General features: G+C 67.4%; 15 protein-coding genes. 10 read left to right on the plus strand and 5 right to left on the minus strand.

The genetic code is table 11. From position 1 onward, the window contains the following. The first annotated feature begins 42 nt into the window (after positions 1-42). The 10 genes from ASF51_RS00745 to ASF51_RS19500 all read left to right on the plus strand — a co-directional run bounded on the left by ASF51_RS00745 (position 43) and on the right by ASF51_RS19500 (position 14,232). A complete protein-coding gene (locus tag ASF51_RS00745) occupies positions 43-2,748 on the plus strand; it encodes a hypothetical protein (RefSeq protein WP_055923833.1) in 2,706 nt (901 codons plus the stop codon). 105 nt (positions 2,749-2,853) lie between these two features. Further along, positions 2,854-3,909 (plus strand): substrate-binding domain-containing protein, encoded by a 1,056-nt coding sequence (locus tag ASF51_RS00750; protein ID WP_055923836.1) that lies wholly within the window; start codon positions 2,854-2,856, stop codon positions 3,907-3,909. Between the two features lie 58 nt (positions 3,910-3,967). Next, entirely contained in the window at positions 3,968-5,332 is a 1,365-nt protein-coding gene (locus ASF51_RS00755) for a hypothetical protein (protein WP_055923838.1), read from the plus strand. Positions 5,333-5,458: 126 nt separating this feature from the next. After that, a complete protein-coding gene (locus ASF51_RS18885) occupies positions 5,459-6,547 on the plus strand; it encodes a WxL protein peptidoglycan domain-containing protein (RefSeq protein ID WP_055923841.1) in 1,089 nt (362 codons plus the stop codon). Further along, on the plus strand, positions 6,544-7,296 hold the full coding sequence (locus ASF51_RS19285; protein WP_055923844.1) for a hypothetical protein: 753 nt from the start codon (positions 6,544-6,546) through the stop codon (positions 7,294-7,296). Before ASF51_RS18885 ends, ASF51_RS19285 begins: the two co-directional genes overlap by 4 nt. Continuing rightward, a complete protein-coding gene (locus tag ASF51_RS19290; RefSeq protein WP_055923847.1) occupies positions 7,293-8,249 on the plus strand; it encodes a sortase in 957 nt (318 codons plus the stop codon). The genes ASF51_RS19285 and ASF51_RS19290 overlap by 4 nt, the downstream gene beginning before the upstream one ends. An 11-nt stretch (positions 8,250-8,260) precedes the next feature. Continuing rightward, the gene (locus ASF51_RS00775; protein ID WP_082479433.1) at positions 8,261-9,181 is read left to right on the plus strand and encodes a phosphate ABC transporter ATP-binding protein; all 921 of its coding nucleotides are present in this window, start codon (positions 8,261-8,263) and stop codon (positions 9,179-9,181) included. A 4-nt stretch (positions 9,182-9,185) separates the two neighbouring features. After that, positions 9,186-10,913: a serine/threonine protein kinase gene (locus ASF51_RS00780; protein WP_055923850.1), complete on the plus strand. Its 1,728-nt coding sequence runs from the start codon at positions 9,186-9,188 to the stop codon at positions 10,911-10,913. A gap of 17 nt (positions 10,914-10,930) precedes the next feature. Further along, on the plus strand, positions 10,931-11,347 hold the full coding sequence (locus ASF51_RS00785) for a GNAT family acetyltransferase (protein ID WP_055923853.1): 417 nt from the start codon (positions 10,931-10,933) through the stop codon (positions 11,345-11,347). Positions 11,348-11,499: 152 nt separating this feature from the next. Beyond that, on the plus strand, positions 11,500-14,232 hold the full coding sequence (locus ASF51_RS19500; RefSeq protein ID WP_082479434.1) for a LuxR family transcriptional regulator: 2,733 nt from the start codon (positions 11,500-11,502) through the stop codon (positions 14,230-14,232). Positions 14,233-14,262: 30 nt separating this feature from the next. Here the strand turns inward: ASF51_RS19500 and ASF51_RS00795 are convergent, their stop codons facing one another. The 5 genes from ASF51_RS00795 to ASF51_RS00815 form a co-directional block, all read right to left on the minus strand. Next, the gene (locus ASF51_RS00795) at positions 14,263-15,447 is read right to left on the minus strand and encodes an acetate/propionate family kinase (RefSeq protein ID WP_055923858.1); all 1,185 of its coding nucleotides are present in this window, start codon (positions 15,445-15,447) and stop codon (positions 14,263-14,265) included. Next, positions 15,444-17,594 carry a phosphate acetyltransferase gene (pta, locus tag ASF51_RS00800; RefSeq protein WP_055923862.1) on the minus strand — a complete coding sequence of 717 codons (2,151 nt, stop codon included), beginning with the start codon at positions 17,592-17,594 and terminating at the stop codon, positions 15,444-15,446. Before pta ends, ASF51_RS00795 begins: the two co-directional genes overlap by 4 nt. A gap of 104 nt (positions 17,595-17,698) precedes the next feature. Further along, complete coding sequence (locus ASF51_RS00805; RefSeq protein WP_055923865.1) at positions 17,699-18,217, minus strand: hypothetical protein; 519 nt, start codon at positions 18,215-18,217, stop codon at positions 17,699-17,701. Then, complete coding sequence (locus ASF51_RS00810) at positions 18,217-18,831, minus strand: signal peptidase I (RefSeq protein ID WP_055927646.1); 615 nt, start codon at positions 18,829-18,831, stop codon at positions 18,217-18,219. Before ASF51_RS00810 ends, ASF51_RS00805 begins: the two co-directional genes overlap by 1 nt. Further along, positions 18,828-19,472, minus strand: a complete 645-nt coding sequence (locus tag ASF51_RS00815) for a SipW-dependent-type signal peptide-containing protein (RefSeq protein WP_055923868.1) — start codon at positions 19,470-19,472, stop codon at positions 18,828-18,830. The genes ASF51_RS00810 and ASF51_RS00815 overlap by 4 nt, the downstream gene beginning before the upstream one ends. Between the last annotated feature and the right edge of the window lie 22 nt (positions 19,473-19,494).

The following is a 19,494-nucleotide window of genomic DNA, read 5'->3' on the forward strand; positions in this document are numbered from 1 at the left end:
GCTCCTACATTTCAAGCATCACCTTCCGAAAGGCTCCACCCGATGTCGCGTGTCTCATCCGTCGCCCTGCTCCGAGTGCTCTCACTCGGCGTCGCGGCGGCATCGACCGCTGGGCTGTTCATCGCCGCCCCGCTCGGTGCGTCGACCGCGAGCGCCGACATCGTGGCGAGCGACTCGGCGGTCACCGTGGCCTGGCAGGGCGGCACCAGCGACCTCGAGAAGAGCCAGCCGGAACGCAACCCTGACAGTCCGCACTTCGCGGACTTCGAGAATCTGTCTGTCACCGTCTCCCAGACCACCGAGCTGACGGATCAGGCCATCAAAGTCGACTTCACAGGCATGAAGCCGACTCGGTCGGGCACAAGTTCAGGAATCGACGTTGCGAACGCGATGAACTTCATGCAGTTCATGCAGTGCTGGGGTGATCCGACATCGGCAACCTTCCGCAACACCTGCGAATGGGGAGGCTTCGGAGTCACACCGGTTGCGGGCTTGGAATCGTCCATTCCGGCGGAGAACGAGATACGCGGCGCCAGAACCGCAGATGCACCCCCCAGTGCGGAATTTCCAGACGGTGGCGCTCCTGACGTCACCTTCACGTCGGCTCAGGGTCGCAGCTTTCCTGGCGTGGCCTCACTCGATGAGAATCAGCGGGTCGTGTGGCCACTGGGCGAGATGTTCGACGGATCCACAACCAATGAGGTCATCGTCTCTCGCACGGGAACCTCCGGCTCCGGTACGACCAACTTCGAGGCGCAGTCCGCGAACCGTGCTCCCCAGCTGGGCTGCGGGGCCACGAATGCGACCTGCTACCTCGTGGCCGTACCCAGGGGATCTCACTTCGGTGGAGAATCCGGAACCGGCCAGTGCACCCAGAACACGGTTCCCGGGACCGAGCCCCTGACGTATGGACGACCGGACACCGCTCAGGAGGGCTCGCCGCTCAATCCGAAGTGCGACTACTGGGACAACAGAATCGTCATTCCTCTCACCTTCCAGCCGGTGGGAAACAACTGCCCGGCTGGTTCCGCTGAGCGCTTGACGATCGGATCCCAGCTTCTGATCGGAGCGATGAGTTCATGGCAGCCGGCGGTGTGCAAGGTGTCGAACAACGTCTACAACTTCGGCACCAATCCTGACAGCGTCGCCCGCGCTCAGCTGCTGACCGGACGCGCAGGCCTCGCATTCACCTCCCTGTCGCTGGAGGACGACACCTTGTCGGCCCTGGACTCGACGAAGCTCACAAAGTCGGACATCACCTACGCTCCCGTTGCCGTGTCCGGACTCACTGTGGCGTTCTTCATCGAGGACAACAATGGGCGCAGGACCGAACTCAACCTGTCCCCACGAATTCTGGCAAAGCTACTGACCGAGTCCTACCGGTTTCAGAACCCGCTGTCATTCGTCGGCGGGAGCAAGATCTACAACCTGCCAGACGTGGTCTCAGACGGAAAGTCGTCGGCCCCTTACCAGTTCTTCACCCGAGACCCTGATTTCGAAGCACTTAATCCCGACTTCAAGGATCTCCCCGGGACCAATCCGATGTTCGTCATCCCCGGCCCGGCAGGCGCCGACGCGATCAAGCAGCTCTGGAAATGGATTGTCGCCGATGACGATGCGAGGGCATGGTTGTCCGGAAGTCCCGACGAGTATGGAATGCGCATAAACCCCTACTATCTGCCGATCGGCGACTCGGCGGCGCGCGTGCCTGTCGTGAGCGACGTCGACGGATCGCCCGTTCTCGATGACGACGGCAATATGACCTACAGGCCCGTCGGGCTCTCGAACAGCGATGGCAGCCCCATCAGACTGAGCACAGACGTCCGAGACTTCATCACCAAAGCGGATCAGACTCTGGCGCCTCCCGCCCTGGGCGTCGGTCAGAAGTACCGCTTCACCTCGCTCGATTCGGCTCCCTACGCCGACACCCTTCTCAGCAGCGCTCGAGCTGCATTCAGAACGAACGCGAACGCGAAGATCATCTGGAACGAGAACGAGTACAACGCCGCCGGCGAGAAGGGCGTCTATAAGAGCGCTGGGCCTCAACTCCCGGGCGAGAAGTTCGCGCTTGCAATCACAGACACCGCGTCCGCCGAGAAGTACGGCCTGAGTACTGCATCTCTGAGCACACCAAACAGTGATGTCTTCGTGCCGCCGACGACGGAGACGATGTCGGGAGCGTTGGTCGGTCTCCAGGCGACGAAGAACCCCCAGATCCTGCAGGTGGAGCCGTCTGCGGTTCCCGCGGGAGCCTACCCTCTGACAACGACAACGTATGCGGCCGTCAACCTGTCTGCGACGGACGAGATCGCCCGCAAGGCGTACGCCGCGCTCGTCACCTTCGCTATCACCGACGGTCAGGTCCCAGGTACGAAACCCGGAAGTCTTCCCCTCGGATATGTTCCTCTTCCCAGGGAGCTGGTTCAGGCATCGATGGTCTCGGTGCAGACGATGCTCGGTTACGTCGCCCCTACGAGCACCCCGGACTCTCCTTCGATCGGTGTACCGCCCCCTGTCGCGTCGGGTGTCGCACCTTCGGCACCGTTGCAGGCCGCGGCGGTAGCAGCGGCGGCTCCTGGTGCTTCGACACCCTCGATTGCCAGCATTCCCACCGCGACCGCTACGGCGACCGCTTCGATCGATACTCCGTGGGCCTACCAGGGCGCACTCGGGGTATCCCTCATCGTCGGACTGGCGGGCGCCGCCTTCGCCCCCGTTCTCATGAGACCAAGGAGGCAGAACGGCTAACGCCCCCGACGAAAAAACCGCCCTGGAAAACCGCAAAGAGACCCAGGGCGGGCCCACCTCAGATACGCACCCAAAGCAAGCACTGCAATCCTAGAAGGGGATTCCATGAACACGAAGACCAAGCTGCGCCTCAGCGCACTCGGCGCGATCCTGGCCGTCGGCCTGACGGTCGTCAGCGGCGCCACCGTCGCCAACGCCGCCGACCCGACGAGCTTCAAGCAGCTCAACGGCGTCGGCTCAGACACCACGCAGGATGTCGTTCGCGCCATCGCCGCGACCACCACGACGCTCGGCTCCTACGACGCGGCCGGCGCGAACCTCTCCGCCACGATCAAGACCACCGCCAGCGGGCCCTCGTTCAACCGCCCCATCGGCTCCGGAGCAGGCGTCAAGGCACTGTCGGCATCCGCCCAGGGCCTGAACTACGGCGGATCGGCCGCCCCCATCACCGGCCAGGTCGACTTCGCCCGCTCCTCGAGCGGCCCCGTCACCGGTTCCGTTCTCACGTACGTGCCCTTCGCAACGGATGCCGTCAGCTACGCGGTCAACTCGGCCAGCGACTTCCCGCGCAACATCAAGCTGGGAACGGCCGCGGACTCCGACACCAAGTTCACGCTGCGCAACATCTACCGCTGCACCGTGACGAGCTACAACAACGCCGACGGCGACGCCGTTGCGATCACGCCCCTGCTTCCGCAGACCGGATCGGGAACGCGCAGCTTCTTCCTCGGCAAGCTCGGCCTCACGGATGCCACGACCTGCGGCAACACGCGCAGCAACACCATCATCGAGCACGACGGAACGGTGCTGACCGGCCCCGGCGACATCGTGCCCTTCTCGATCGGCCAGTTCATCGCGCAGTCCAACTCGCCCCTGACGGGTTCGCAGGATCGTCGCGGATTCGCCGAGCTCGGCAAGATCGACAACGTCAAGCCCACCGTGCTCTCGACCGACGGCGTCGCCCTCAACGGATCCTTCCCGCTGGTCCGCACCGTCTACAACGTCGTTCAGACCTCGCGCCTGGGCGAGCCCGCGATCGCCGCAGCGTTCGTCGGCACCTCCTCCTCGTTCTGCGCCAACCCGTCGATCATCCGCACCTACGGCTTCGCTCCTCTGAGCTCCGGCTGCGGCGCCACCACCCTCACCGGTGGATTCCAGTAACCGGCACGCCCGCACCGTTTCCTTTCACGACTTCAGACCAGAGAAAGAGCACAAGACAATGATCACAACCAAGCGGAGACTCGTCTCCCTCGCACTGGCCGGCGCCCTGCTGACCGGTGGATTCGTCTCGGTCGCGTCCGCGGCCCAGGCGACGCCCGATCAGATCATCGGCGACCTCACCATCACGACGACGGGAAGCGCGAGCCCGAACGGCACGCGCACCAAGCAGCCCGTCATCGACTCGCAGACCACCACCGTGTCCTGCCCCGTCGGCTACCGCATGAAGGCGAACACCGTCATCGCGCAGAACGACGTGGTTCTCGGAGGCTTCAGCCAGACCTGGGACGCCTCGATCCCGAACACGTTCGGCAACGGAGGCCTCACCGGTCCGGTGAACCTCAACCAGGTCGACAGCGTCGGCCTCAACAGCAACCGCGCGATCAACTCGATCCCCAACGTGACGACGACGCTCGTTCCCGGTGACTTCGAGATGCGCCGCTACTGCTGGTCCGACGAGTTCAACTCGGCCTACGCGACCGACAAGTACTTCGTCTCGCCGGTTCTGACGCTCGACGCGGCAGGAAACTGGGCAGTCAAGACCGCCGGCGCCGCCGGCGTCGCGGTTCCCTTCTCGGCCACCTCGAACTCCGAGACCGGCCAGATCACGCTGAGCGCCACGGTGCAGAAGTCGGCGACCGACACCACGGTCGCCACGGATGCCGCGGGCAAGGTCGAGTTCTACAACACGACGGGTGGGGCGAAGGTCGGCGAGGGCAACGTCACCGCCGGCGTCGCGACCTGGACCTCGGCCCAGCTCGCCTCGGGCACGTACTCCTACACCGCGCGCTTCATCTCGAGCGACCCGTCGAAGTACCTCTCGAGCGAGATGACGGCGTCGCAGGACGTCGTGCACACCTTCTCGGGTGTCTACGAGGGAACCCCGAGCGACGTCAACATCACGGTCGCCATCCCCGCCTCGGTCAGCAACAACGGTCTGAAGCTCACGGTCGCCAACGCGGCCGTCGCCCTCACCGCCACGCAGACCGCGGGCAACTTCGTGGCCACCGGAGCACTCGGCCAGGCCACGGTCGCCGACGCGCGCCAGACCAAGTCCGCCTGGAACCTCAACGGCAAGGTCACGGTCTTCACCAACACGACCGACACCAGCAAGACGATCCCCGCAGGCGCCCTCGGCTGGGCGCCGTCGGTCGTCAGCAGCGACAGCGCTGCTGTCGCCGGTGCCACCGTCGCACCCGGTGCGGCCGGCCTCGGCACGCCGAGCATCCTCGCCCAGGCTGCGGCCAGCACCAAGCCGGGCACGCTCACCACGGTCACCGACGCGACACTGAACTTCTCAGTGCCCGCAACGGGATCGGTCGCGCCCGGCACCTACGGCGCGACGCTGACCTTGACCCTCATCTAGGTCGAGTCGGCAGTCGCAAGACGCTGAACCGCTGCGGATCCGGGGCAATAAGCCCCGGGTCCGTAGCGGCACGTTCACCCCCCGATAACCCCCGAGCCAGCTTCGCCCTGAACAGTAGGAATCCTCGTGAAAAAGTTCCCCGCCGCCGTCCTCTCGGTCGCCATCGCCGGTCTGCTCGCCTTCGCCGGAGCATCCGTGCCGACCTCGGCCCAGGCCGCCGACGGCGACGTGACGTGGAGCGTCGAACCGAGCGGTCCCCAGGGGCCGGACGGCCGACTCCTCTACGACTACTCGGTCGATCCCGGCACCGTCATCAGCGACACGATGGCCATCACGAACTACAGCAGCACCCCCCAGACATTCCAGCTCTACGCGGCCGACGGCCTGAACGACTTCGACAACGGGCAGTTCTCCCTGCAGTCGGGCGGAACGCCGAACGCCGACCTCGGCGCCTGGACATCGATCGACGCCGCAGAGGTCACGATCGAGCCGGGCAGCAGCCAGGCCATCGGTTTCACGGTCACCGTTCCCACCAACGCGACCCCCGGCGACCATTCGGCGGGCGTCGTCGCATCCATCACCCGCAAGGGCACGGGCGACGGCGGCCAGGCCATCGACGTCGAGCAGCGGGTGGGGGCGCGCATCTACCTTCGCGTGTCGGGCACCATCGTCGGCGGCATCAACACGCAGGGTCTCGTCGCCAACTACGACGGCGTGCTGAACCCGTTCGCCGGCGGCGACCTCGAGGGCAGCTACACGGTGCAGAACACCGGCAACACCCGTCTCAACCTCGAACAGACCGCCCAGATCTCCGGCCCGTTTGGAATCCGGCTGGCGACCCTCTCGTCCGACGCCGCCACCAACCTCCTCCCCGGACAGATCATCAGCGTGCCGGTCGTCTCGAGCGCCATCCTGCCGCTCGGCCTGCTCACGGTCGATGTCGAGGTACGCCAGAAGGTGCAGCCCGGAGTGGGGACGGCAGATGTCACTCCCGCGACGGAGTCGGCCTCCACGTGGGCCATGCCGTGGTCGATGCTGGCCGTGATCGCGCTGCTCGCCCTGCTCGTGGTGGTCATCGTGTGGCGTCGCCGCGTGCACAATGCCCGGCTGCGCGCCGCCATCGCCTTCCTGCAGGAGCAGTCGCGCGACTCGGCCGGCGTCGCCGCGCCCGCCTCGCCGACCCCGGCCTCCGAGTCCGTGCCGGTGCGTTCATGAGCCGCGGACCCTCGCCCCTCGCCCGTCGAGCGCTGCTCGCCGCCCTCGTGCTCACCCTCGTCCTGGGCGGCGCGGCCGCGCCCGCGAGCGCCGAGACGGGAGACGACGGCACCATCACCGAGGGCACGCCCGACACGTCGCCCGTGACCGTCGTCATCCCGAAGTCCACGACTCCCGCGGTGAGCCCCGCCACCGTGCCTGCGCCCGCGGGGTCGGGGTCGGGATCGGGCGGCAAGACGTCGGCCACCACCTCGACTCCCACAAGCGGCACTCCCGCCCCGACCTGCTCGATCGCAGAAGACGGCGCTCCCGTCGTTCCCGCCTCGCCGGTCACCACTCAGAACACGCTCATCACCGACAGAGCGGCATACTCCCCCGGCGACACGGTGCATGTGTCCGGGGGCGGCTTCGCGGCATCCCAGCCCGTTCGGGCCATGACCTTCGCCGGCGACGTGATCGTCGCCGACCCGGTCGCGGATGCCGCGGGGGCCGTCTCGTACGACGTCACGATTCCCGACGCCACGGCCACGGGCGAGCTGGCCGTGCAGCTGGTCGGCTGGAACTGCGGCTACGTCGCCGCCGTGACGGTGCTGGTCGGCGATGCGACGCCCGCCGGATTCGGCGGCCTGCCCCAGTGGTGGTGGCTGCTGATCGTGGGCGGTCTCGCCGTGATCGCGACCGTGCTGATCATCGTCGGCCGCAGCAACGGCTGGTTCGCCAGACCCGGCACCCTGGCGCCCCTCGCATGAGCCACGCCGCCCCGTCCGTGAGTCCGGCCGCCGCCGCGGTGGGTCGCCTGTCGCCCGCCCGACTCGCCGCTCTCATGCAGCCGCCCCGGCCCGCACCGGTGAGCATCCGGGACGGCCGCTGGTGGGCAGGGGCCGTGCTGCTCGCGATCTCCGCGCTCATCGTCGCCCTCGCCGTGCAGATCTCGTTCGCCAGCGGCCTGCAGCACGCCCGCGACCAGGCGGTCGGCTACGACGAACTGCGCACCAGCCTCGCCAAGGCGGTCACCCCCGTCGGCCAGCTCGACTACGAGGAGAAGATGGTCGCCTACGGCACTCCCGTCGCGCTCCTCGAGATCCCCTCGATCGGCCTGCGCGAAGTCGTGAGCCAGGGAACGACGGGCACCGTGCTGCGCAGCGGCCCCGGGCACAGCGCCGACACGGTCATGCCCGGCCAGGAGGGCACCAGCACCATCCTCGGCCGGCAGGCCTCCTACGGCGGTCCCTTCAACTCCCTCACCCGCCTCGCCATCGGGGCCGAGATCACGGTCACGACAGGGCAGGGCGCGCAGACGTTCACCGTCTTCGGCACCCGCAAGGCAGGCGATCCGCTGCCCTCGGCTCTGGCAGCGGGCCAGAGCAGACTCGAGCTCGTGACAGCCGACGGACCGGCCCTGCTGCCGAACGGCGCCCTCTACATCGACGCGCAACTCACGACGAAGGCGGTCACCACCCCGGCCTTCCAATTCAGCGCCCTCGCCCTCCCCGAGGCGGACAAGCCGATGGCGATGGACCCGAGCGCCTGGATCGGCGTCTTCTTCAGCATGCAGTGGGTGGTCCTCGCCAGCCTCGGCGCCCTCTGGCTTCGCCGCCGCTGGGGTGCGTGGCAGACGTGGATCGTCAGCGCCCCCGTCATTCTCGCCCTCGCCATCGCCACCGCCGACGGCATCGGCAGCGCCCTTCCCAACCTGATCTGAAAGACGACCCCATGACGACGACAGAGCTCCCCCAGCCCGATGAGGCGCAGACGAGCATCGTGCTGCCCCCGGCGTTCGCGCCCGTGACCGACCCGTTCCCGCCCATGGGCGACCCGTTCCCGCCCACCGTGGGCGAGCCGTTCCGCGCCCCCGCTCCTCTCGCCGGCATCGAGGCGCGAGCCATCTCGGCCTGGTTCGGCGACCACAAGGTGCTCGACCGTGTGTCGCTCGACATGCCCGCGGGCCAGGTCACGGCTCTGATCGGGCCCTCCGGATGCGGCAAATCGACCTTCCTGCGCATCCTCAACCGCATGCACGAGCTCGTGCCGTCGGCGTCCTTGGCCGGCGAGGTGCTGCTCGACGGCGTCGACGTCTACGACCAGAGCCGAAAGCTCATCGATGCGCGCCGCCAGATCGGCATGGTGTTCCAGAAGGCCAATCCGTTCCCCGCGATGTCGATCTACGACAACGTGATCGCAGGCCTCAAGCTCACCGGCCGGCGCGCATCGCGCGACGACAAGGACGCCCTCGTCGAGGAGTGCCTCACGAAGGGCGGCCTCTGGAAGGAGGTCAAGGATCGCCTGCGCCAGCCCGGCGGCGGCCTCTCCGGAGGCCAGCAGCAGCGCCTGTGCATCGCGCGCTCCCTGGCCGTGAAGCCGCGCGTTCTGCTGATGGACGAGCCCTGCTCGGCCCTCGACCCGACATCCACCCGGGTGATCGAGGAGACCATGCTCGAACTCGTGCAGGAGGTGACCATCGTGATCGTCACCCACAACATGCAGCAGGCCCAGCGGGTGTCGCAGAACTGCGCGTTCTTCCTCGCGTCGCAGGGCACCCCGGGCATGATCGTCGAGCACGGAGACACCGAGGCGATGTTCACGAACCCCCAGGACGAGCGCACCTTCGACTACGTCAACGGTCGATTCGGCTGATCGCGTGACGGACACCTCCGACGCGCCCGGATCCGCGCCCGACGATGCACTCGTCGTCGGCGGACGCTTCGAGCTCGGCCGCCTGCTCGGCTCCGGCGCATCCTCGGCCGTGTTCGAGGCGCACGACCGCGAGCGCGGCGACACTGTCGCGCTCAAGATGCTGCATCCGCACCTCTCGTCACGAGACGATGACGTGGTGCGATTCCTCGGCGAGGCGGCCACGTCGCCCACGGCACCGCACCCGAATCTGGTGCGCACGCGCGCGTCGGGCGTGCACGACACCGGCGGGCTCGCGCAGGCGTGGATGGCCCTCGACCTCGCCCCGGGCATCACCCTGGCCGAATCGATCGAGCTGTTCGGGCCGCTGAACATCCCCGAGGCGCTGACCGTCTCGGCGGCCCTGCTCGGCGGCCTGGCCGCGCTGCACTCCCACGAACTCGTGCACCGCGATGTGTCGCCCAACAACGTGATGATCTCGAGGCCCGCCGATCGCGCCCTCGAGACCTCCGACGTGCGCCTCATCGACTACGGGCTGGCGGATGCTCCGGGCCGGGTCGCCCGCGACGCCGACGGTCTCGTGGCCGGCAGCGTCAACTTCATCTCGCCGGAGCAGGCCAGAGGGCTCGAGGTCGACGCCCGCGGGGATCTCTACTCCGTCGGCGCCGTGCTGTTCTTCTGCGTCACCGGTCAGGTTCCCTTTCCGCGCGAGACGAGCGAACTGACGCTGCGGGCGCAGGTCAACTCGCCCCCGCCCCTGGCCTCGGCACTGCGACCGGGGGTGTCGCGCGGGCTCGACGGCCTCATCGCCCGAGGCATGTCGAAGAGGGCGAGCGCGCGATTCGACTCGGCGGCCCTGATGCTCGAGGCCGTTGCGGAGTTGCAGCAGCGGGAGCGGTCCGGCCAGTCGTCGGAGACCCTCGCACGAACCACGGTGATGCCGCCGGACTCGGTTCGCACGCGTGTCACCGCTCCGCGCGACGCGGCGACCGAGAGGTTCGCATCGCCCGGCGTGCGCTCCACGGTCACCGCGCGTCGCGCATCCGTTCGGCCCGTCGCACCCGCCGCACCCGCGCGACGAACGCGCCGCCGGGCGAACCCCGTCGTGGTCCTGGCAATCGCGCTCGGTGCCGCAGTCGTCGGTTGGGGCGTCGTCGCCGCGGTGCTGGAGGCGCCTCCGACTCCGACGATCGCGGCTCCGATCACCTCGACCGCCGCGGTCGAGCCCGCCCCGGTGGCGCCCGTCGTGGCCGACGAGCCGGTGCGCCTGCAGCTGCCGAGCCTCGCGTCGCTGGCCATCGTGGAGGCGCAGCAGACGCTGGCGTCCCTGGGACTCACGACCGGAGGGCTCACGGCCGTCGACGGCACGCAGCCCGCGAACACGGTTGTCGCCAGCTCTCCACCGGCGGGCGACTGGCTTGCGCCCGGCGACGTCGTGCAGCTCTCGTACGCCTCCGGATCGAACAGCGTGCCCGATGTGACCGCGATGAGCCGCGACGACGCGGTGGCGGCCGTTCAGAATGCCGGCTTCGCCGTGACGACGGCGACGGTCGAGGACCCGGTCGCCGCAACCGGATCCGTGGTCGGGAGCACACCCGTTGGCGGTTCACGGCTCGTTCTGGGCAGTACCGTGACCGTGCTGATCGCGTTCACCACGCCCCGCCCCACTCCGACACCGACCCCCACGACGACTCCGACGCCCTCGCCGACTCCCTCTCCATCGGCGCCTCGCTGACCGGGCAGGATGGAGGGATGCAGATTCGACCTTTCGCCCCCGAAGACACCGATGCCGTGATCGAGCTGTGGACCACCGCAGGACTCGTGCGCCCCTGGAACGACCCGCGTAAGGACATCGAGCGCAAGCTCACGGTGCAGCCGGAGCTGTTCCTCGTGGGCGAGTCGGACGGCCAGGTCGTGGCGGCCGCGATGGTGGGGTACGACGGCCACCGCGGGTGGGTCAACTACTTGGCCGTGTCGCCCGGAGCCCAGGGCCTCGACTACGGTCGCCGCATGATGGAGGAGGCGGAGCGACTGCTCATCGAGCTCGGCTGCCCGAAGCTCAACCTGCAGATCCGCAGCGACAACGCCGCGGTGCGCGCCTTCTACGAGCACCTCGGCTACACGGAGGATGCCGCGGTGAGCTACGGAAAGCGGCTGATTACCGACTGAGGCCGGGGCTGCCGACACGGCAGCTGCCGAACCCCGCACTACTGAGAATTCGACTACTGAGACCCCGAGTCCCACAACTCAGTAGTCCGCGCCGAGGCTCTGAGAGCGTTCTCCACGTAGGCTCAAATACTACCGATCAGGGGTGATCGGGCATGGGGGGTGTGACAGTGATTCCGCAGGCGGGCCACAGATATGTGGCATACAAGTCCGATCTGCGCACGATCGCAGAGTCGTCGGGCAGCAATCGGGATGAGCACATAGCCCGACTGAGATCGATCGTTCTCGGCGGAGGCACAGCGATCATCGCGGCCGCAGCCGGCCTTGGCAAGAGCTTTGTCGCACGGGGGATCGCCGCTGCGGTGACCGCCCTCGGCGGCTCGGTCAGCACCGTCGCCTGCGTCCACACAAGAGAAGACCAGCTCGTCGATGGAGTCGTTCCACGCAGCGATCTGCTGATCATCGAGGATGCTCACCTGCTCAGCTTCGACGATGCGGTGCGGCTGACCCGCCTCGCCCTCGACCCGAAGCGGAGCGTCTTGATCACGATCGACTCGGGCATGTCATGCACGGCACCCCGCAGCGAAGCGTGCCATCGAGAACTCACCACACTATGGACAGAGCATGGCGTCTCCCGAATCGACCTCAGCGGGGTCGGCTATGACGAGGCCGTGATCATCATCGAGGGAGTCGCCGGGCGCGATCGTATCGATGTCGTCACCCGGGCACGCATCCTTCTTCTCGCTGAAGGCAACCCTCGGCTGCTCGAGGAACTGACTCGGGAGGAACTGCACCGAGGCACCTATTCCGCCAGACAGCAGAACATCCTGCTCGGACCGTCCTACATGTCGCCCCGCATCCTCGATTTTGTTCGCCCCCTCCTGCGCGGGATGTCAGACGATGAGGAATACGCACTCGTCACCCTCGCTCGCCTGGGCGCTCTCCCGTTCGCGAGAGCAGCCCGGCTGGTCGGCAACAGCCCGCTCCGCTCGCTTCTGCGCAGGGGACTCGTGAGCTACGACCCCCGCACACCGGACAGCGTCTCGAGCAGGCCCATCTACGCTGCTGCGGCCCTCGCGATCCAGGTGGGGGAGAATCCGTTCGAGGCCGGGCACACGGCCGAACTCATCCTGCTGAGTGACCTGTCGGCCGGTCTGGAGTTGTCGAACGCGGAGTGCGCCTTCGTGGCCGAGTACCTCGTCAACGAGCCAGGCCCCGATCCGCTATCCGAGATCTCCAACACAGAGGCGGCGATTCTCCTCGCCAGGGCCGCCCGCCATGCGAACAAGACGGGTATGCCCGGCTCCGCTCGCATGTTCGCCCATCGCTCGCTCGGCTATGCCCCTACTCTCGCGGGCGTCGAGCAGCTGTCTCGATGCCTCGTCGCCCAAGGCAAGTTCTCCGAGGCGCTCGACGTGCTCGAAAGAGTGCCCGTCGAACACGTCGATCCTTCGGAGGACGCTGCGTTCCTGTCATGGTGGATGCTGGTGCTGAGCCGTCGCGGTCCCTCCTTCGAGCGAGTCGAACGCCTCGAGAAAGAGGCCAGATCCTGGGGAACTGTCGACTCGGCACTCGACGAGTGGAAGGTGTTTCTCACCGCGCGGTCGAACATGATGCTCAGCACCTATCGCGACGGTGTCGCAGAGATGGAGTCGATCGCCCGGGATTCATCGTCATCGGCCTACTTCGTTCTGCGAGCCCTGACCGAGTTGATGCCGTGCTACGTGCACCGGGGCGAGAAGACGAAGTTCACGTGGGCTCTCGAGAAGGGATGGGCGCTCATAGCCCCCATCCTCGCGTCGAATCCGGAAGATATGAGATGGGACCCGGCCCGCTCGACGACCGAGTTCATCATTCAGGCCTCGCTTGTCCGGGCCACGATCGGTCATGATCGGGCCGGGCTGTCGCGGGAGCTCGAATCGTTCGCCCTTCGCACAGTCGACACGGCCGACGAGTACGGAATGTCGCTGGTCAACCTTGTAGCGGGCCACCTCGCACTCGAACAGAGCGATGCCCAGCGTGCCGAGAACGAGTTGGCGCGCGCCTTGGAGAGAGTCGGCAACAGCCCTCAGACGAAGTGGGTGACCTGGATGCAGATTCTCCGATCCAATGCTCTCGCAATGCTTCAGCGGCACGACGATGCCCTGCTCTTGGAACGAGAGATCTCGCCGATCGAACGCGAGAGCACTCCGTGGCTCGCGCACTACTCTGGTCATCTCAGCGCGCGGATGAGGGCCTATGAGGGAAACGTCGCCGGCTCGATCGATGCCTGCCGTACCATCGCCGACGAAGAATCGAACTCTCGATTCTTCGCCATGCGTCCACTTCACGTCGCGGCGGCGCTGGGAACCGATCCGAGCACGCTAGTCGCAGAGATCGACAGGCTGCCCGAGCAGCAGATGTGGGATTCGACGCGGCTGCTCGAAGAGCATGTTCGCGCCTCCGCCAGCGGGGATGCACCCGCGCTCGAGCGGATCGGCGACGAACTCGCCTCCCTGAACCACTGGTGGGAGGCCGTGCTCTCGTATACGACGGCCGCCACACTGTTCGACGTGGCGGGAGAGGAGGCACGCCGAGCCACCGCATTGGAGAACGCCCGCACCACTCGATCGAAGCTGCCGGCCACTCCGAAACTCGGACTCGTGGACAACGGCGCATGGTCCGAGTCACCATCGATTGATCCCGACCAGCGGCGCTCGACCATGCTCGCCGCGCTGACACCTCGGGAGCGGGAGGTCGCCACGCTCGCGGCTGACGGCATGTCTAACGCCGAGATCGCTGCCCGACTCTATTTGAGCGTGCGAACGGTCGAATCGCATATCCTCCAGGCCCGCTCAAAACTGGGAGACGTGCGCCGCTCCGAACTCGCGTCGATCGTTTCGACCTGACGCTCGAGTCGAACCCTCGGCGACGACGTTTCAGATCACGGCCAGTGTCTGTCGCGCGATCTCGAGTTCTTCGTTCGTGGGAATGACCAGCACCGCGACCCGGGACGCATCCGTCGAGATGAGTCGGGGCCCGCGCTCGGAGGACTCGTTGCGCTCCTCGTCGATCTCGACGCCGAGGATGCCCAGGCCCGCGAGCGCCCCGGCGCGGATGAGGGGGGTGTTCTCCCCCACGCCCGCCGTGAAGACGATCGCATCGAGGCGGCCGAGGTGCGCCGCGTAGGCGCCGACATACTGCTTCAGGCGGTGCAGGTACACGTCGAGCGCCGCCTGCGCGTCGGCGTCTCCCGCCCGCGCCGCCGTGATGAGGTCGCGCATGTCGCCGTGGCCGCTGAGCCCGAGGATTCCGCTGCCGCGGTTGAGCAGCGTGTCGATGTCGTCGAACGTCTGACCCGTCTTGCGGTGCAGGTGGAACAGCACGGCGGGGTCGAGGTCGCCCGAGCGGGTGCCCATCACGAGCCCCTCGAGGGGAGTCATGCCCATCGACGTCTCGACCGACTTTCCGTCGGAGACGGCGCAGGCGGATGCCCCGTTGCCGAGGTGCAGCACGATCGTCTTCGTGTCGTCGAGGGGCCGGCCGAGGAACTCCGCCGCGGCCTCCGACACGAACTTGTGCGAGGTTCCGTGGAACCCGTAGCGACGGATGCGGTGCTGGTCTGCGAGCTTCTTGTCGATGGCGTAGGTGTACGCGGCGGGCGACAGGGTGGAGTGGAACGCGGTGTCGAAGACGGCCACGTGCGGCACATCGGGGAACGCCTTCTGCGCCGCGTCGATGCCCTGCAGGTTCGCCGGATTGTGCAGCGGAGCGAGATCGGCCAGATCCTCGATGTTGATCTTCACGAGATCGGTCACGATCGTCGCCTCGAAGAAGCGTTTTCCTCCGTGCACGACGCGGTGGCCCACGGCCACGGGCGGATGCTCGTCGAGCGACGGCCCGTTCGCCCGGAACGCGTCGAGCATCACCTGGAATCCCTGCGAGTGATCTTTGATCGGAAGGTCGAGTTCGCTCGAGCCGTCGGCGGTGGTGTGCTTGGAGTGACCGGTCTCGTCGCCGATGCGCTCGACGAGGCCGGAGGCGAGCACCTCTTCGGTCGTCATCTCGATGAGCTGGTACTTGAACGACGACGAACCGGAGTTCACCACGAGGATCGCGCTCATGCGGGGACTCCTTCTGCTGCGACGGCGTCGACGGGCTGCGCCGCCGCCTGGATGGCCGTGATGGCGATGGTGTTCACGATGTCGGCCACGAGCGCGCCGCGCGAGAGGTCGTTGATCGGCTTGTTGAGTCCCTGCAGCACCGGCCCGATGGCCACGGCGCCCGCGCTTCGCTGAACCGCCTTGTAGGTGTTGTTGCCCGTATTGAGGTCGGGGAAGATGAACACCGTGGCGCGACCGGCCACCTTGCTGTCGGGCATCTTCGTGGCCGCCACCGCGGCATCCGCTGCGGCGTCGTATTGGATCGGACCCTCGACCAGCAGGTCGGGCCGCCGCTCGCGCACGAGTCCGGTCGCCTCGCGAACCTTCTCGACCTCGGCGCCCGAGCCCGATGTTCCCGTGGAGTACGAGAGCATCGCGATGCGCGGGTCGACTCCGAACTGCGTGGCGGTCGCGCTCGACGAGATGGCGATGTCGGCGAGCTGCTCTGCGGTGGGGTCGGGGATGACGGCGCAGTCGCCGTAGACCAGCACGCGGTCGGCGAGCGCCATGAGGAACACGCTCGAGACGACGGATACGCCGGGCTGGGTCTTGATGACCTCGAACGCCGGGCGGATGGTGTGCGCCGTCGTGTGCGCCGCACCGGAGACCATGCCGTCGGCGAGGCCGAGCTTGACCATCATGGTTCCGAAGTAGGAGACGTCGGTGATCGTGTCGCGGGCCTGCTCGACCGTGACGCCCTTATGGGCTCGGAGCCGGGCGTATTCCTCGGCGAACGGCTGGCGGTACTTCTCATCGAACACGCTCACGATGTGCGCGCCCTCGAGATCGAGTCCGAGTCCAGCAGCCCTGGTGCGCACCTCGTCCTCCTCGCCCACGATCGTGAGCTCGGCGATGCCTCTGGCCAGCACGGTGCTCGCGGCCTTCAGCACGCGATCGTCGTCGCCCTCGGGGAGCACGATGTGTCGACGCACATGACGGGCCTGGTCGATGAGACCGTACTCGAACATGAGCGGAGTGACGACGGTCGAAGAGCTCACATCGAGCAGCTCGAGCAGCTTCGCTCCGTCGACGTGCTGCTCGAACAGGGCCAGCGCGCTGTCGTATTTGCGCTGCGAGTCGGCGGCCAGGCGCCCGCGGGTCGAGGTGATGCGCAGCGCCGTGTCGTAGGTTCCGAGGTCGGTCGTGACGATCGGCAGGGTCGAATCGAGGCCCGAGATCAGCCGGGTGATCGGTTCGGGAAGCTCGAAACCGCCGTTGAGGATGATGCCCGACAGCGACGGGAAGGTTCCCGAAGCGTTGGCCATGAGAACCGCGAGGAGCACCTCGGAGCGGTCGGCGGGGATGACCACGACGGCGCTCTCGGTGAGCCGGGGAAGCACGTTGACCATCGACATGCCCGCGACGACCACGCCCAGGGCCTCACGATTGAGCAGGCTCGCATCGCCCGAGAGCAGCGAGCCGTTGGTGGCCTCGACGAGATGCTGCATGGTCGGCGCGACCAGAACGCGGTCTTCGGGGATGGCCCAGATGGGAACGGATGCGGGTGCGTCGATGGCGGAACCGATCGCATCCCGGATCTCGTCGAGGCGCTCGGGATCGGCGCGGTTCGACACGATGCCGAGCAGGGTGGCATGCGCCAGTTTGAGTTCGACCTGGGCCAGCTCGGTGAGCTGGCGCATGTCGTCGGGAGTGCGCGACTCGGAGTAGCCGAGCGTCTCGGACGAGCCCTGGCCCTTGCGTCCACCGAGCACCAGCAGCACGGGCGCACCGAGGTTCGCGGCGACGCGGGCGTTGAACGACAGCTCGCTCGGGCTGCCGACGTCGGTGTAGTCCGAGCCGAGGATGACCACGGCGTCGCACTCTCGTTCGACCGCCTTGTAGCGCTCGACGATGACCGACAGGGCGGCATCCGGGTCGTTGTGCACGTCGTCGTACGTGACGCCGATCGTCTGCTCGTAGCTCAGCTCGACGCCGTCATGAGCCAGGAGCATCTCGAGAACGTAGTCGCGTTCTGCGACCGAGCGGGCGATGGGCCGGAAGACTCCGACCCGTTGCAGCGAGTGGCACAGGGTGTCGAGCACCCCCAGCGCGATCGTTGACTTGCCGGAGTGGCCTTCGGCTGACGCGACATAGATGCTTCTCGACACTTCGGATCCTTCGAACTCGTGGTTGCTTAGGCTCTCCTCACCCTATTCGCTCGTGCTGTCGTTCAGCGGGGAACCCTCTCAGGTCGAGAGGATGTGCAGTGTGATCACGTCGGGTTCGGCGCACAGGTGGGATTCGCCCCGAGCAGGCCCATGGCGGCCGTGGCTCCGGCCCGCCCGGAGGTCCATCCCGTCGCGTCGACGGTCTGCAGGTAGAGCCCGTAGCTGCCGCCGAGAAGGCCCCCCAGTACTGAAGCGGCGAAGGTTGTCGTGTACGTTCCTGCGACCGGCCCCGTCGTGGTGACTCCCTGGCCGAGCAGCACCACCGTGAGGCTCGGCAGGAGGCCACCCTCGGCCACCGCGTACGCGATGTTCGCCGGTGCCGCGTAGCCGGTGCCGGCCGGGAAGTTCCATTTCACGGTGATCGTCGGGCTCGTCCCCAGCGTTCCGGGGCTGAGCACGCAGCTCTGGATGACCGGCTTCGGAACAGTCGTGGCGGTCAATGTGGTCTGGGCCACCTCCTTCTCCGCCCAGGAGGCCTCGGTCTCGTCGACGCCTCCGACACCCCATCCCGCGATCACGGCCGCGCCCAGCACGATCGCGACGACCCTGTTTCCCCGCCGCATCAGCAGACGTATCCTCCGAACGAGTCGGCGCCGGCACCGTGTCGGGCGCGGGTCGTTCGTCGCGGCCTCGTCGATCGGGGCCAGAAATACCAGGTGATGAACGAGGCCACGACGACGGTCACCGAGCCGAGCGCCACGGGATTCGACATGGCCACGACCGCCACGGCGAGTCCCGGAACGGATGCCATGACGATGCGCACCGTCGAGACCGTGTACGGCGCCGGGTCGTCGACGGGGTTGGCATCTCCGCGCAGGGTCAGGATCGTCTGCCCGTCGGCGCCTCGTTCGGTGGCGACCACACGGTGGGTGACGGGCAGCTGGTCGGGGCGGTCGACGGTCACGACGTCGCCGACTTTCGCTTCGGATGCCGGAATCTCGCGCACGACGGCGAGCGACCCGGCGGGGATCGTCGGGGACATCGACCCGGTCTTGAACATGATCAGCGTGACGTGGAACAGCACCGCGGCCAGCGTGAGTGCGATGCAGACTGCGCCGAGCACGGATGCGATGTTCAGGAGCACCTCTCGAACGACGCCGTGCCGTCGACCGTGCGGGGCGGATGCCGCGGCGTCGGATCCGACGCCGGAGTCGACCGCGGCCAGGGTTCCGATCATGAGCTCGAGGTCGCCTTCACTTCCCACGTGGCGGTGATGCTTCCTCCCTGCAGGGTGTTCGGGGCATCGGCGTTCATCGACACCTCGAAGCAGAGTTGGGTGACGGCGGACTGGTTGGCCGCCACGCCCGTGGTCACCGTGGGCGTGCTGGTGAGCGCGGCACCCCCTGCGGCGGGAAGCCCCGCTGCGCCCACGATGTAGACCGCTCCGGCGCTGAACTGGCTCGCGTCGCAGGTGCCGCTGGCATACCGGACCACCCGGTACTTGAGCGCTGCGGCGAAGGCCGTGTTGTTGGAGGTCGCGGTCTGCAGCGCCAGTGTGCCGTCGAGCGACACCGCCTTCGTGCGAACCCAGAACGGCGCGTACTTCACCGTGGTGGGCGACATGGCCGCGGCGGAGAAGGCGAAGACGAGCGGCGCGGCGGCCGTCGAGTCGGCCCAGGTCGAACCCGAGTTGATCGACGACTCGGTGTTGAAGCTGCTCGCCGTGAACGTGGCCTGGCCGAACTCGCTGTCGGTCCACGCCGCCATGGTCAGAGACCCTCCGACGCCGAGCACGAGACCCCCGGCCAGAATCGCCCGGATCCGCGTGAAGCGGCGGGGACGATCCTCGGCTCGGTGCCCGTGTGCGTGGCGCATCATTCTCCGTCGTCGTCCGAGGCTC

The sequence above is a fragment of the Agreia sp. Leaf283 genome (genome assembly GCF_001422485.1).
Taxonomy (GTDB): Bacteria; Actinomycetota; Actinomycetes; order Actinomycetales; family Microbacteriaceae; genus Agreia.